Consider the following 15,533-nt stretch of genomic DNA (forward strand, 5'->3'; position numbering starts at 1 on the left):
CGCAGCCCAACGCAGCCTCGTGCCTCGGCAGCTGCTACGACTATTCGTCCAGAATTTGCAGGTGGAGAGCGCGGGACTGATACACTGCGCGACATTTTGTTTTGCAGGCCAGTCCCGTGACCACCATCGCCACCGCTTTTAATACTTTGCCGCTGTCCGCCGCCATGCTGGCTAACCTCGACTCTTTGGGTTATGCCGAGATGACGCCGATCCAGGCGCAAAGCTTGCCGGTGATCCTCAAGGGGATGGACCTGATCGCCCAAGCCAAGACCGGTAGCGGCAAGACTGCCGCCTTCGGTGTCGGCCTGTTGAACCCGATCAATCCGCGCTTCTTCGGTTGCCAGGCGCTGGTCATTTGCCCGACGCGCGAACTGGCCGACCAGGTTGCCAAGGAAATCCGTCGCCTGGCCCGCGCCGAAGACAACATCAAGGTCCTGACCCTGTGCGGCGGCGTGGCTTTCGGCCCGCAGATCGGCTCGCTGGAGCACGGCGCGCACATCATCGTCGGCACCCCGGGCCGCATTCAGCAGCACCTGCGCAAGGGCTCGTTGATTCTCCATGGCCTCAATACCCTGATCCTCGATGAAGCCGACCGCATGCTCGACATGGGCTTCTACGATTCCATCGAAGAAATCATCGCCCAGAGCCCTGAACGTCGTCAGACCCTGCTGTTCTCCGCCACCTACCCGACGGGCATCAAGCAATTGGCGGCGAAGTTCATGCGTAACCCGCAGATCGTGAAAGCCGAAGCGTTCCACGACGACACGCAGATCGAACAGCGTTTCTACGAGATTTCCCCGGAAGAGCGCATGGACGCCGTGGTCAAAGTCCTCGCGCATCATCGTCCGGCGTCCTGTGTCGCCTTCTGCTTTACCAAGCAGCAGGTTCAGGAAACCGTTGATCATCTGACCTCCAAAGGCATCTCCGCCGTCGGCCTGCACGGCGATCTGGAGCAGCGTGACCGTGACCAGGTGCTCGCCATGTTCGCCAACCGCAGCACTTCGGTACTCGTCGCTACCGACGTCGCCGCTCGCGGCCTGGACATCGATGCGCTGGACATGGTGATCAACGTCGAACTGGCCCGTGACTCGGAAATCCACATTCACCGTGTCGGCCGTACCGGTCGCGCTGGCGAGAAAGGCATCGCGATCAGCCTGGTCGCGCCGTCCGAAGCGCACCGCGCCCAAGCCATCGAGCAATTGCAGAAGTCGCCGTTGAGCTGGGATCAGCTGGACAACCTCAAATCCCAGGGCGGCGCACCGCTGCTGCCGGTGATGAGCACGCTGGTCATTGGCGCTGGCCGTAAAGACAAGGTTCGTCCGGGCGACATTCTTGGCGCACTGACGGGCGATGCCGGTATTCCGGGCGCTCAGGTCGGCAAGATCGCGATTTTCGACTTCCAGGCCTATGTGGCCGTGGAACGCGGGATCGCCAAGCAAGCCTTGCAGCGCCTGAACGACGGCAAGATCAAAGGCCGTTCGCTGCGCGTTCGCATCCTCTAAGAACGCCGCGCCCCCCCTGTAGGAGCGAGGCTTGCCCGCGAAGAACGAACACTCGGTGTATCTGATTCACCGCGTTATCGTTCTTCGCGGGCAAGCCTCGCTCCTACAGGGATCGGGGTAAACCCTGAGATTTGTGTGAGGACACCGTTTTGCGCTCTACCGAAGTCGTGATCATTGGCGCTGGCGCCGCAGGGTTGATGTGCGCACTGACCGCCGCCGGGCGTGGGCGCAAGGTGATGTTGCTCGACCATGCGAACAAGGCCGGCAAGAAAATCCTGATGTCGGGCGGTGGCCGCTGCAATTTCACCAACATGTACACCGAACCTGGCAATTTTCTCTCGCAGAACGAACACTTCTGCAAATCCGCACTGGCGCGCTATACCCAGTGGGATTTCATCGGCATGGTCGCCAAGCACGGCGTGCCGTACCACGAGAAGAAACTCGGCCAGCTGTTCTGCGATAACAAATCCAGCGACATCCTCGAGATGCTGCTCAACGAGTGCGATCAGGTTGGCGTCAGCCTGCACCTGGACACGTCGATCCAGACCATCGAGAAGCTCGAAAGCGGTTATTTGCTGGACACCACGCTGGGCCAGATCACCTGTGAATCCTTGGTGATCGCCACCGGAGGTCTGTCGATTCCGACCCTGGGCGCCACCGGTTTCGGTTATCAAGTGGCCAAGCAATTCGGCCACGACTTGCTGCCAACCCGCGCTGGCCTGGTGCCGTTCACCATCACCGATCAGCTCAAGGAACTGTGCACCGAGCTGTCCGGCACCTCGGTGGATTGCCTGGTGAGCTGCAACGATCAGAGCTTTCGCGAGAACATCCTGTTCACCCACCGCGGCCTCAGCGGTCCGGCGATTTTGCAAATTTCCTCGTTCTGGGAATCCGGCGATACGGTTGAGATCAACCTGATGCCAGACCACGACGTGCCGACCTGGCTGCAACAACAGCAAGCAGAACGCCCGAACAGCGAGTTGAAAACCCTGCTCGGTGAAATCTTCACCAAGAAGATGGCCAACCTGCTGGCGGACAACTGGTTCGTTTCCAAGCCGATGAAGCAGTACACCCACGCGGAAATCGCCGACATCGCCGAAAAACTGGCGGGCTGGAAAGTGGTTCCTGCCGGGACTGAAGGCTACCGCACTGCCGAAGTGACGCTGGGTGGCGTTGATACTCATGAAGTGTCGTCCAAGACCATGGAATCGCTGAAAAGCCCTGGCCTGTACTTCATCGGCGAAGTGCTCGATGTCACCGGCCACCTGGGCGGCTTCAACTTCCAGTGGGCCTGGGCCTCGGGTTACGCCGCCGCGCAATTTGTCTGACCCGCATCAATATGGTATTGGGCTTTTGTGGCGAGGGGATTTATCCCCGTTCGGCTGCGAAGCAGTCGTAAATTTGCAAGCAAGGTCTACCTGACGTAACGCGTTTGCCGATTTGGGGCCGCTTCGCAGCCCGGCGGGGATAAATCCCCTCGCCACAGGGTCAATTCAGACCTGACACCTCCACCAGGAAGGAACAGATTTTGCTGTCAGATGTGATCGGCGCCATTGCGTCGGCGTCATTACTGGCTCAATTTAGCGGCATTGCCTCGGAAGGCCTTCGCACTTCATGTCATCGACCTCATTTCGTCAGTCTCTGCGCCGTCTCTGGGCGCTGGATAAATTCAGCTACAGCGTGCGGGTATTCATCGCCCTGACCGGCAGCATGGCCGTCTGTTGGTATCAGGATGAAATGGGGCTGTTGATCCCGTTGTTCCTGGGGATCATCGCCAGCGCCCTGGCCGAGACCGACGACAGTTGGCAGGGCCGCCTCAACGCGCTGGCCGTGACGCTGGTGTGTTTTCTGGTCGCCGCGTTATCGGTCGAGCTACTGTTCCCTTATCCCGTCTTTTTCATCATCGCCTTCGCCCTCGCCGCCTTCTGCCTGACCATGCTCGGCGCCCTCGGCGAGCGCTATGGCGCGATTGCCTCGGCGACGTTGATTCTGTCGGTGTACACCATGATCGGCGTCGACCAACGCGGCGGCGCGGTCACCGATTTCTGGCACGAACCGGTGCTGCTGGTGGCCGGTGCAGCCTGGTACGGCTTGCTCTCGGTGCTGTGGCAGGCGATGTTTTCCAACCAGCCGGTGCAGCAGAGCCTGGCGCGCTTGTTCCGTGAGTTGGGTTATTACCTGAAACTCAAAGCGTCGCTGTTCGAGCCGATCCGGCAGATGGACGTGGAAGCGCGCCGTCTGGAACTGGCCCAGCAAAACGGACGCGTGGTGGCAGCACTCAATGCGGCCAAGGAAATCATCCTGCACCGGGTCGGCAATGGTCGGCCGGGCTCGAAGGTCAGCCGCTACCTCAAGCTGTATTTCCTCGCCCAGGACATCCACGAGCGCGCCAGCTCTTCGCACTACCCTTACAACGCGCTGGCCGAGGCGTTCTTCCACAGCGACGTGCTGTTCCGCTGTCAGCGCCTGCTGCGCCAGCAAGGCAAAGCCTGCCGGGCGCTGGCGGAATCGATCCAGATGCGCCAGCCATTCATCTACGACGCCAGCTTCGCCGAAGCGTTAAGCGACCTGCACGCTTCCATCGAGCACCTGCGCATCCAGAGCAATCCGGCCTGGCGCGGTCTGCTGCGTTCATTGCGGGCCTTGGCCGCCAACCTCGGCACTCTCGACCGCTTGCTCAGTGACGCCAGCAACCCCGACGCCCTCGCCGACGCCACCGACAGCAGCCTACTCGACCGCTCGCCGCGCAACCTCAAGGATGTGTGGATTCGCTTGCGCACGCAGCTGACGCCGACCTCTCTGCTGTTCCGTCATGCACTGCGTCTGCCCCTGGCGCTGAGCATCGGTTACGGCATGGTGCATTTGATTCACCCGTCGCAGGGTTACTGGATCATCCTCACCACGCTCTTCGTCTGCCAGCCGAACTACGGCGCCACTCGGCGCAAACTCGGCCAGCGGATCATTGGCACCGCAATTGGTCTGACGGTGGCGTGGGCGTTGTTCGACCTGTTCCCCAATCCGCTGGTCCAGTCGTGCTTCGCGATTGCTGCCGGGGTGGTGTTCTTTATCAACCGCACCACCCGCTACACCCTGGCCACGGCCGCGATCACCCTAATGGTGCTGTTCTGCTTCAACCAGGTGGGCGACGGCTACGGACTGTTCCTCCCGCGGCTGTTCGATACCTTGCTCGGCAGCCTGATCGCCGGGCTGGCGGTGTTCCTGTTCCTGCCGGACTGGCAGGGCCGACGCCTGAACAAGGTGCTGGCCAATACCCTGACCTGCAACAGCATTTACCTGCGCCAGATCATGCAGCAATACGCCGCCGGCAAAAGCGACGACCTGGCCTATCGCCTGGCCCGACGCAACGCGCACAACGCTGACGCGGCACTGTCGACGACGCTGGCCAACATGCTCATGGAACCGGGGCATTTCCGTAAGGAAGCGGATGTCGGGTTTCGTTTCCTGGTGTTGTCGCACACCTTGCTCAGCTACTTGTCGGGCTTGGGTGCGCACCGTGAAACCCAGTTACCGGCGGATGTTCGCGAGCATTTGATCGATGGCGCGGGCGTGAGCCTGGCGGCCAGCATCGACGAGATCGCCCAAGGGCTGGCAAGCAAACAGCCGATTGCGATTCAAAGCGATGCGGAAGAGGCGCTGGCCAATACGCTTGAGCAAATGCCGGATGAGATCGATGAAGGGCAGCGGCTGGTGCAGACGCAACTGGCGTTGATTTGCCGGCAGTTGGGGCCGTTGCGCACGTTGGCGGCGCATCTGATCAAGGACACCAGCGAAGCCTGAGATCTGTGGTGACTGGGCGGGCCTCTTCGCGGGCAAGCCCGCTCCCACATTTGGAATGCGTTCCCTTGTGGGAGCGGGCTTGCTCGCGAAGGGGCCATCAGCCGCACCACAAATCTTTGGCTCTACATCCCATGCTGCTTCATCAACCGTTCATAACTCCCATCAGCCTTCATCTCCGCAATCTCACGGTCGAAACTGGCGACGATCTGTTCATGCTGCGGATTCTTCAGGCTGACCAATATGTGCAGGCTGTTCTCGCTCAGCGGTTTGGGCAGGAACTCCACTGAATTGCGCACCTTGGATGATTCCCGAGCCAGGTAATAACGGGCGACGTATTCATCTTCAAGCGTCAACTTGACCCTATCCGCCGCGACCATGCGCACGGCCATGGCGAAGTTATGCACAGGGACTTTCTGCAGCGACACGTCTTCGTCGAATTCCGATGAATAGGCATACCCGCGCACCACCGCAATCGGATAGGTGTGCAGTTGCTGCAGGTTGTTGAACTCGATGGGCGCGTCCTTGCGCTTGAGAAAGCGCACGCGGTTGATCAGGTATTCGCCGGAGAACTGGCCCAGTTTGGTGCGTTCATCGGTGTACCAGGCGTTGACCAGCACGTCGTACCGGCCCTCGCCCACCCCGAGCAACGCTCGCGCCCAAGGCACTTGTTCGAAATCACTGGCGTAACCGGCCCGGGCCAGCGCGGTGCTGACAATGTCCGTGGCCAGGCCGCCATTGACCAGCGTGGCGTCGGTAAACGGCGGCCAGGCGTCCGCGACCAGACGCAGCTTTTCTGCTGCCGCGCTCTGTGTCAGCAACAGCAGCACGATCAAAGCACAAGCTTGATGCAATCGCGGCATGCCAGAAATCCTTAGCGGGCGCGTTGCCCGGCGTGTTTTTCAGCCAAAACTCCAAGACTCATGTACCGACCAGCCAGGTACTCAACATTAGCTCATTGGAGCCACTGCACAGCGCTTCATCGCAGATTACACAAAGAAGACAACCCCGCGCGAAATGAATGGTGGCATTTTGGCCTTTGTCACAGATTTCTCCGCCATAAAGACATCTATCACCGGGACGCTTAGTATCGGAACGACGTTGCTCAAGGAAAGTGAAGATGACAATCGATTGGGTCTGCAAACACCACAGCGATCTGGGGAAGGAGCAGCTGTACGCCATTCTCCAGTTGCGCGCGGAAGTATTCGTCGTCGAACAGAAATGCGCTTACCAGGATGTCGATGGCCAGGATCTGGAAGGTGACACCTGCCATTTGATGGCGTGGGACGGGGATCGGCTGGTGGCCTATCTACGCTTGCTCGACCCAGAAACCCAGGGCGGCGACGTGGTGATCGGGCGGGTGATCATTGCACCTGGCGCCCGTGGCACCGGGCTTGGGCATGAGTTGATGGCCCAGGCGCTGAGGCAAGCCGAAAAGCGCTGGCCTGAAGTGCCGATCTATCTCTCGGCGCAATCGCATTTGCAGGGGTATTACGGGCGATACGGGTTTGTGGTGTCGGGCGAGGAGTTTCTGGAGGATGACATTCCGCATATCGGGATGCGTCGCCCTTGAGGGCCTCTTAGCGGGCAAGCCTCGCTCCTACAGGGATTTCACCGCACCTGTAGGAGCGAGGCTTGCCCGCGAAGACGTCAGCTGCAACGCCACAAAATCACGGGTACTCCAACACCGCTTTGATCTGCCGCAAATTGCGCTCTATCCACCCCCGATCAATCGCCCCCCACTCGCGAATCCGATAGCGTCCCGCATGATTGCGCGCACCCTCTTCCTGCTCGAACTCGCAAATGATGTCCAGGTCCGCCAACGCCGCAATCGTATCCTGCGCCGTGCGCCGGGGCATGCCGGTCACTTCGGTCAGCGCCGGGACACTGCTCGCCAACCCGCTATCGATCAGGTACGCCACGTACAACCGGCGATAGAAGCTGCTTTTGGTTTTGCTTACATCCATCCAGTCACTCCCTTTACTGCATATCCCGCCACGTCAAGTACACCCGCAGATCAAACTCCACCTGGTGATACCCCGGCAACATGTGTTCGCAGAGCTTGTAGAACGCCTTGTTGTGATCCGATTCCTTAAAGTGCGCCAGCTCATGCACAACGATCATTTTCAGAAACTCGGAGGGCGCTTCCTTGAACAACGAGGCCACGCGGATTTCTTTCTTGGACTTGAGCTTGCCGCCCTGCACCCGCGAGATCGTCGTGTGCAAACCGAGGGCGCGGTGGGTCAGGTCGAGGCGGTTGTCGAATAGCACCTTGTCGATGGCCGGCGCATTGCGCAGGTATTCCTGTTTGAGATCCAGCGCGTAGGTGTACAGCGCCTTGTCACTCTGCACTGCGTGTTTTTCCGGGTAGCGCTGGCTCAGGTAGTCGCCCAGCCGATCTTCGACGATCAACTGGCGCACCTGGTCTTGCAAAGCAGCGGGATAGGCCTGGAGGTATTTCAACGCGGTCATCAGGGGCGGCAACACAATCACGGAAAAGGTCGCCAGTGTAGCGAATTCAGCCGGTCAGCGCGCTCCAGTCAAACGGCTCCACAAAGTCGCCAGCGTCTTCGGCCATCATCGGCCGCCCCACCAGAAAACCTTGCACGTACTGGCAACCATTGGCTTGCAGCCACTCATATTGCGCAATGGTTTCCACCCCTTCGGCAATCACCAGCATGCCGTATTGCTTGCACAGATCGATCACATTGCGTACCAGCGCCGCATCCCGTTCGGACGCCGGCAATCGAGCGATCAGATGCCGATCAAGCTTGAGCGTGTCCAGCTCCAGGTCGCGCAGATGCGCCAGTGAGCACGGCCCGGAACCGAAATCATCCAGCGCCACCCGCACCCCGAGATTGCGTAGCAGGCGCAACGTCTTGCGGGTTTCTTCGGGGTTTTGCATCAACGCTTCTTCCGTCACTTCGACTTCCAGATGACGGGGCTGCAAACCGTGACGCTCCAGCACCTGGCGCAATTCAGTGACCAGATTGGGCATGCCGAACTGAGTGCTGCTCAAGCTGACGCCCAACACCAGATCCTCGGCGAACAAGGTTTCCCAGGCTTTGCGCTGGCCAGCCCCGCGATGATAAATCCAGCTGCCCAGACGACTGATCAGCCGCGCCTCTTCCAGCAATGGCAAAAACAGCCCCGGCGGTACATCGCCGACACTCGGGTGTTGCCAGCGCAGCAACGCTTCAAAGCCACGAATCTGCCCGCTGCCAATGGCCACCTGCGGCTGATACACAAGGTTGAAATCACGGTTCTCAATGGCGGCGCGCACGCTTTCTTCGAGCATCAATCGCGAGCGTGCCCGACCGTTCATGTCGTGGTCGTAGAAACGGTATTGCTGGCGGCCGGCACGTTTCGCTTCGTACATGGCGATGTCCGATGCACGCAGCAAGCCATCAAGATTTGAACCGCAATCCGGGTAAGTGGCGATGCCGATGCTGGCGCCCAACGCGATATCCAGGCCATCAATCTGCTGACAGATCGACACCCGCTCGATGAGCTTCTCCGCAATCTTCGCCGCTTGCTCCGGGAACTCCAGATCCAGCAGCGCCGTGAACTCGTCGCCGCCCATGCGCGCCAGAATGTCGAAGGGCCGCAGACAGGCTTTCAATTGCTCTGACACCCAGCGCAGCACTCGGTCGCCGGCATCGTGACCGAGGGAATCGTTGACGCGTTTGAAGCCGTCGAGGTCCAGATACAACAGCACCCAAGCACTATCGGACCGTTCGCCGCGCAGCAGCAGATTTTCAACCGTCTGGTAAAAACCGCGACGGTTGAGCAGCCCGGTCAGCGGATCCGTCACCGCCTGGAATTCCAATTGCTGATGCAGATGGCGCACCACCGACATGTCCAGCACCGTCACCACCATCGCATGCTGCTCGCTGGGCAAAGGCGCGCAAGACAGCGCCACCGGCACTTGCTGGCCGGGCGCCGTTCGCAGCAGCGCGTCGTGCAGGCGCAGTGTTTCGCCACGTTTGTAACCGGTGTAAAGATCAGAATCCGCCCAGACCGGGATATGCGGTTTTTGCAGGAAATCCAGAAACTCCCGGTCTTGCAGGTCCTTCACCGTTGCATTGAGCAAGCGCGACATTGCCGGGTTGGCAAAGCGGATCAGACCGTCCTCACCGACCACCAGGATGCCTTCGGCGGCATTGTCCAGCACCGAGGCATTAAACGCGCGCGCGACCTCCAGATCGTGGCTCAGGCGCTGCAACGCACGGCGATTGCGCTGATGCTCGAGCAACGCCTGGACTTTTGGCTTGAGAATTTGCGGGTCGAACGGCTTGAACAGGTAATCCACCGCGCCACTGGCATAGCCCTTGATCACGGCGTCCTGGGACTGTTCGTTGGCGGTCAGGAAAATAATCGGCGTAAGACGGGTTCGCTGGCTGCCGCGCATCAGGCGCGCCACTTCAAAACCGTCCATGCCCGGCATCTGCACATCCAGCAGCACCAGGTCGACATCGTGTTCGAGTAAAAGACTGAGGGCCTCAAAACCGGAAGCCGCGGTAATAACCTGCCAATCCTGGCGCTGGAGCAACGCGCGCATGCTGATCAGATTTTCAGGGTAGTCATCGACGATTAAAAGGATCGAGTTGCCTTCAGCTGGCGTGGGGGGCGCGCATTCCATGCTGCTTCTCTTGTTCGGGGCGTCAGGCCGGTTTCTCGTGAAAACCGGACAAATACTGAGCCTTCACTCTAGACCGGGATCCGCAAAAGCAGAAGCAGCCAATGCGCCATCATTTAACCATCACGTACATTTGCCGACTAACGGTCGCTTCTACAGCCCCCTGAAACCGGGAAAGATGGCCTTTTAACAGGATTTTGACGCCATCCGTTTGTCATTTACGCATTAACAAATTGAACTTCTGCGCTTATAAGGACTGCCCCCAAGGCGCGTGCCAGAGCTTCTGGCACGCGCGTGCAGTAAAAAATTCGTGGAAGCTTTTGTCTATGATCGATCTCGCAACCTGGAACCTCAGCGTTCCTGTCGGCAATCCGCCGTACACTGTCGACACGCCAAAACTGGTGAACGGCTTCAAGGATCAATACTTCCACTCCGACACCGGCACCCTGTTTTTCTGGTCACCGGTCACCGGCTCCAAAACTGAAAATGCAAAATACCCCCGCACCGAACTTCGCGAAACCTACAGCAACGGCACCCTGAAAAACTGGCTCTACCCGGACGCCGACAACTCCCTGCGCGCCACCCTCGCGGTCAACCAGGTACCGAGCACAGGCAAAATCGTCATCGGCCAGATCCACGCCTATGAAAGCCAGAAACCCATGGTGAAGCTCGAGTATCAGTACAAGACCAGCACACAGTCGGGCAACATCGTCGCCAAGGTACGCATGCGCCCGGATGACGACGAAGGTCGGGTCATCACCATCGCCACCGGGGTGAAGCTTGACCGGGAGTTTTCCTACCTCATCCACCTGAGCCCGGGCGGTGCACTGGGTATCAGTGCGGCGGGTTATCAGTGGGACACCGACATTAGCGCGACATGGCGCGATAAGCCGCTGTATTTCAAGGCCGGGGTCTATGTGCAAGACCACACCGGGTACACCAGCGAAGGCGGGAAAGTGACGTTCAGCAAGCTGGATATTGATCACGATAAGTAAACCTCGCAGCCCGCAATCCCTGTAGCAGCCTGCCGAGCAGCGCGAAGCTGCGTCCGACTGCAAAGCAGTCGTAAAACCACCTGACGCGTTTTTTCAGGAGAAAGCGGTTGCCCGGATTGCCACCGGACGCAGGCTCGACAGCTGCTACAAACCAATCATCTGAGCGTCCGAAAAACTCGTAGGACGCCTCCGACCGTGGCGAGGGAGCTTGCTCCCGCAGGACGGCGAAGCATCCGCACACCCTGCCACCCCATTCCCCAGATCCACCGTACCGCCCCAATTGCGCCGGATGCGCCGCCGAACGGGAGCAGGCTCCCTCGCCACAGGGACCGCGCAACGGTCCTACACCCCGGGGTTCCAGCTATCAAAGTCGCCGCTTATAGATCGCCCCGTCGCTGACAGCAGTCGGCGATAGGGCTTCGCAACCCTACCGAGTTAGAACCACAAAAACCGTCAAAATACGAAACGGGCAGCATTTGCCCGTACTCATCTTTTATGGCGCCTATGCGCGGGAACCTTTAGGGTTTACCGGGTCTTGACCGCTCGGTCTGCGAACCAACGGATAGTTGCCATCCAATTTGTTTCGCAACAAACGATGGAAAATTCTTTCTTATAGTTAAGAATTTTCCAAGTTTAATCACCTACCGCCCCGCCACTTTACCCTGTGTATCACTTCGCCACTGATCACCCCGTCTTGTCCGTCGTTTAGCCGCTAAATAAATGCCTTCAGGCTGCCCCATATTTTATTTTCTAAAAATGGAAACCTTTCTCTAATGCGACAACTTCGCCCGGGATGTCGCGAACCGCAATAAAAAAAGCACCAAACATAACTAAAGCGTCTAAAAAACTGTTACTTCTTACAGTTTCGCTTTATTCCACCGCCTGATTAACTACTCCTCACACAACTAAAAACTATTCGAGAAAAACATGACAACTTTAACCGTCTACTTCTGCGGCACCAGCTCCAGCAAATTTGATAACAACAATGCAAATTACTGGAACGGGGAGCTAATCTCTACGCTTGCTCAAAACAATCTGGGCAAGGAATTTGCCGAGTGGATCGTGATCAACGGTCCAGGAAGTGGCAACTTGCAAGATGATGAACTTTTTACAAAACCGGCCGGTTATTATAAGTGGAATGGAACATTATTTGGTGCGGGGTGGGAGGAAAATGTAAAACATGCAACGCATATTATGAAGGGTAAATTCGACTGGCAGCGAGAAACTTTAACTCAAGAAAACTACCAACAACTTCAGAATGCAGGTATCCCAATAAACGAAGTCACAACCGAAGGTTGCTGGTTCTGGCGAAAGTACGACTATGGTAGTCGCCATGTCACACAACAACAACTGCAAGAACAAATTATCAAAACATTCCGCAGAGACGGAATAATTCCTACTCAAGTCAATCTTGTTGGCTGGAGCCGTGGCGGAATCAGTTGTCATATGCTGGCCAACGACATGCTTAACGATAGCGAACTTCGGGATATACCAGTAAACATACTTGCTATTGATCCCGTTCCGGGACTTTTATATTCAAAAGATAAAAAGGTAGAAATCGGTAGCAACGTCAAAAAATATGTAGCCTTCTATGCTAGGGACGAACGATCAAGGGGATTTGACTGCGTCGTTCCGAAAACGTGTGCATACACCGAGATCTACATTTATCCAATGGCCGGGCGCCATGCGACGTTGGTAGGTAATGCGTCAGTTACCGGTGCACACGGAGATAAAGTACTCCCGGAACCAGGTGAAATAATCCGCCATTACGCTGAAACTTGTTTAAGCCGCTGGGGTGTGCCTATGCAAAAAAAACTCAATTTAACAATCGCAGAACTTGATGAAAAATTAACAAAAATAAAAAACGACTTCGGAAAATATACCGTCATGCGCAGCACAACATATCCTACCGGCAGTAACGAAACTTCGGGAGAACGTACCATATCATCAGGTAGCGAAACTACCAATTTTACAGCAATGAGCGGCGACCGATTTACACCGAATAAGGGACTTTCCGTTGGACATATCTTGACCAGTGAATATTTTTGCGACATCGCTTATTAAAGTACACGTGCAATCACCTAAACAATATTGAAAATATTATTTATTCAAGCACAAGAAATTCAGGATAGCTAACCTATCATTAGCCAAGAGAAGGAACTTCATAATGTCCGATCAACCAGTGAACCTCATCACTCCCGCTCCCATTCTTACCCCCGACGAGATTGCGTATATTAAAAAATACGTCTGGCGGGCGAGTGGACTCAGCGCAAACCTTGAACAAATGAATGATTTTTGGGGAGATGAGAGAACGCCTATAAACTATGAAGAAACTACCACTCTTTACAGCGACGGCATAGTCCGCTTTATCAATAAGGTTGTGAAGCACGCAAAAGAGTGGCCAATTATAGAAACCGACTTAAAAAGTTATTGTTCAACAGCGTCACAAAACTACCAAATCTTCGAGACACAGGTTCTTTCAATAGTGGACACGATCGAAAACCTGTCAGGATACATTGATTACTCCCGTACTCTTCAACAACAAATTGATGCATCACTGGAAAATCCGTCTTCATCTTATTGCCCTTTATGCAATGAAGATCTTGCCAGGCTCTCAGATATTAAGCTTAATATCGACAGTACAAAACCCCACCTCGAAGAACTGGAGAAAGGCAGCAAAGATATTGGCGCAAGCATCATGTCATTTAAAACATCTCTAATGAACATTGTTCAAACAGGTAATGATAGCTATGTGAACTTGGATACAGCGACAGAGATGGCCGAAAAATTGAATTTCATACCGATGGAACAATACCAACGAGTATTTTTCAACACCTACATGAGCATTATACTTGGCCTAGTGCTAAAGGTGATAAAGGAGGCTTCCGGTCAGCAGGTAGAAAACATTGAAGCTGCCGTGACCGCACAGTTGCACCCTAATCATGTAAAAGAATACGACGATACACTTAACGACTTGCCCGTTGACAGTAGAGCCCCGGTAATTGCATTAATAACGCAAACGAAAAAAGGACAAGTCTTATTCCGACAGTTAGAAAGCATGCATGACTGGCTGAAATTGTTTGACAAGCCTTTGACCGATGCCAATAAAGGCGTCGGACAAGTTCGGACCCTCTGGACGAATACAGCTGTAGAACTGGACCGTATTAATGCTAGGGTTACACAAGTGACGCAGTACTCGGATCTGCAGAGTGTTGTGAAATCCCTGAAGTCAGCACTGAAGACTTGGCAAGAAACCGATAAAAACCTACGAACTTTAAATGAACTACTAGAACGAGTTTACCAATAGATCCTTCCATCACTGCTTTATAGAATATTCCGCTATTAATTCTTAACGACAGCAAAAAAAAAGACAAACCGCTACTGGCGTCGTTTGCCGACACCAACAGCCGAGTTGACTTTTGAGCAGATCAACTTTCGTATTGTTCAATAGGACTATTTCAAAACCCACACACAAACCTTTGTAATTCCCCATACAGCGTTCAAAACACCAACCTATTAAAGGAAACTTATCATGGCATACAGCGAGAACTATCCTATTCCCGTAGCAACCGAAAATGATGTATTTGTCATTGAACGCTATGCCAGGAGCGGCAAGGCTATTCCTACAACAGAAGCCGGAGTGCAAGCCAAGTACAAGGACGCAAAACCAGAATGGTTAAAAGACATAACGGCAAACTTTTGTATAATCAACACACACGCTAATTCTTGGGAGAGTGTTCAATCAAACATGATTGAGGTTGCGGCTCTTCTAGTGGGTTTTGCAAAAGACCTTCGCGAATACGGGGATGAAGCCGTCAATATTATTAAAGCCATGGACGGCTATAAGACGCACAAAATTGCAGACTTGACACCTGACCAGCTTGATCAATTTCCTAGTATATCCCTGGATAACGGCGATCAAGAAAACATCCGCGGATTAGATAAAACAGTGGGCTATATAAAAAATTCAATTGCAGAAAAACGAGGCCGTAGCGTCACCATACTAAACGAACTTAGAACTTTTCAAAGAACGATCAGCGAAACAATTAAACCATGGGTCGGGTCAATGATAACCAGTTCAAACCCTGACAAGTTGGACGAAGAAATTTCAGATTTAACAACCCGACTCCTAAAACTCAAAGATGATAAGACAGCCGCTGCCGGGCTCAAAAAATACTCGCAAGATGATACAACACATAAACCTCAAATGTTGTACGAATGGGCCCACGGCAAGAAAAGCATCTCAGATGACCCTACAGTGAGGGAGCTTGCCAAACAGATAGAAGATAATATCGCCCTACTCAGCCAAGACAAAAAATTTAAGGGTTTTCTTCAAATTCTCCACACCAGCATGATTTCGTTATATGACGTAGTCACGCCTGCCATCACCGCTGTCATTCAACTTCAAAGTCATTGGACAGCGACCGAAAAACTTGTTTCTCACTCATCCGATCAATTCACGAACTACAAACTGTTAGGCCAATTTGTTAACAGAATGGAGGAGATGTTAGGTGATTGGCGTACTATTGAGCAAAACTCTTCGGCGCTACAAGAAGCGTTTAGAATTCAGTAATAAGTTTCTTCCCCACCCCCCGATTGAGA

General features: G+C 55.1%; 12 protein-coding genes. 8 read left to right on the top strand and 4 right to left on the bottom strand.

The features are described from left to right. Window positions 1-164 precede the first annotated feature (164 nt). From dbpA to yccS, 3 genes are all read left to right on the top strand, one after another. Entirely contained in the window at window positions 165-1,502 is a 1,338-nt protein-coding gene (dbpA, locus tag ACA060_RS26915) for an ATP-dependent RNA helicase DbpA (RefSeq protein ID WP_497318362.1), read from the top strand. A 149-nt stretch (window positions 1,503-1,651) separates the two neighbouring features. Continuing rightward, window positions 1,652-2,830 carry a BaiN/RdsA family NAD(P)/FAD-dependent oxidoreductase gene (locus ACA060_RS26920; protein WP_497314195.1) on the top strand — a complete coding sequence of 393 codons (1,179 nt, stop codon included), beginning with the start codon at window positions 1,652-1,654 and terminating at the stop codon, window positions 2,828-2,830. Between the two features lie 286 nt (window positions 2,831-3,116). Continuing rightward, a complete protein-coding gene (gene yccS / locus ACA060_RS26925; protein WP_497314197.1) occupies window positions 3,117-5,300 on the top strand; it encodes a YccS family putative transporter in 2,184 nt (727 codons plus the stop codon). Window positions 5,301-5,422: 122 nt separating this feature from the next. On the opposite strand, the gene ACA060_RS26930 is transcribed toward yccS, so the two are convergent. Next, window positions 5,423-6,160, bottom strand: coding sequence for a substrate-binding periplasmic protein (locus ACA060_RS26930; RefSeq protein ID WP_109635492.1), 738 nt, complete (start codon window positions 6,158-6,160; stop codon window positions 5,423-5,425). 257 nt (window positions 6,161-6,417) lie between these two features. Here ACA060_RS26930 and ACA060_RS26935 point away from each other — a divergent pair, with 257 nt between their 5' ends. Beyond that, window positions 6,418-6,870 carry a GNAT family N-acetyltransferase gene (locus tag ACA060_RS26935; protein WP_497314199.1) on the top strand — a complete coding sequence of 151 codons (453 nt, stop codon included), beginning with the start codon at window positions 6,418-6,420 and terminating at the stop codon, window positions 6,868-6,870. A 97-nt stretch (window positions 6,871-6,967) separates the two neighbouring features. Here ACA060_RS26935 and ACA060_RS26940 read toward each other — a convergent pair whose 3' ends face one another. From ACA060_RS26940 to ACA060_RS26950, 3 genes are read right to left on the bottom strand one after another with little or no spacing between them, the layout of a single operon-like run. Next, the gene (locus tag ACA060_RS26940; RefSeq protein WP_090178776.1) at window positions 6,968-7,264 is read right to left on the bottom strand and encodes a winged helix-turn-helix domain-containing protein; all 297 of its coding nucleotides are present in this window, start codon (window positions 7,262-7,264) and stop codon (window positions 6,968-6,970) included. A 13-nt stretch (window positions 7,265-7,277) separates the two neighbouring features. Continuing rightward, a complete protein-coding gene (locus tag ACA060_RS26945; protein ID WP_109636241.1) occupies window positions 7,278-7,769 on the bottom strand; it encodes a M48 metallopeptidase family protein in 492 nt (163 codons plus the stop codon). Window positions 7,770-7,815: 46 nt separating this feature from the next. Further along, window positions 7,816-9,939: a putative bifunctional diguanylate cyclase/phosphodiesterase gene (locus tag ACA060_RS26950; protein WP_109635495.1), complete on the bottom strand. Its 2,124-nt coding sequence runs from the start codon at window positions 9,937-9,939 to the stop codon at window positions 7,816-7,818. A 323-nt stretch (window positions 9,940-10,262) separates the two neighbouring features. Here ACA060_RS26950 and ACA060_RS26955 point away from each other — a divergent pair, with 323 nt between their 5' ends. The 4 genes from ACA060_RS26955 to ACA060_RS26970 all read left to right on the top strand — a co-directional run bounded on the left by ACA060_RS26955 (window position 10,263) and on the right by ACA060_RS26970 (window position 15,504). After that, window positions 10,263-10,931 carry a polysaccharide lyase family 7 protein gene (locus tag ACA060_RS26955; RefSeq protein WP_497314201.1) on the top strand — a complete coding sequence of 223 codons (669 nt, stop codon included), beginning with the start codon at window positions 10,263-10,265 and terminating at the stop codon, window positions 10,929-10,931. 927 nt (window positions 10,932-11,858) lie between these two features. Further along, window positions 11,859-12,995: a hypothetical protein gene (locus ACA060_RS26960; RefSeq protein WP_109635499.1), complete on the top strand. Its 1,137-nt coding sequence runs from the start codon at window positions 11,859-11,861 to the stop codon at window positions 12,993-12,995. Window positions 12,996-13,098: 103 nt separating this feature from the next. Beyond that, a complete protein-coding gene (locus ACA060_RS26965; RefSeq protein ID WP_497314203.1) occupies window positions 13,099-14,238 on the top strand; it encodes a hypothetical protein in 1,140 nt (379 codons plus the stop codon). A gap of 225 nt (window positions 14,239-14,463) precedes the next feature. After that, on the top strand, window positions 14,464-15,504 hold the full coding sequence (locus ACA060_RS26970; RefSeq protein ID WP_497314205.1) for a hypothetical protein: 1,041 nt from the start codon (window positions 14,464-14,466) through the stop codon (window positions 15,502-15,504). Window positions 15,505-15,533 lie beyond the last annotated feature (29 nt).

The sequence above is a fragment of the Pseudomonas sp. LBUM1671 genome (assembly GCF_059695685.1).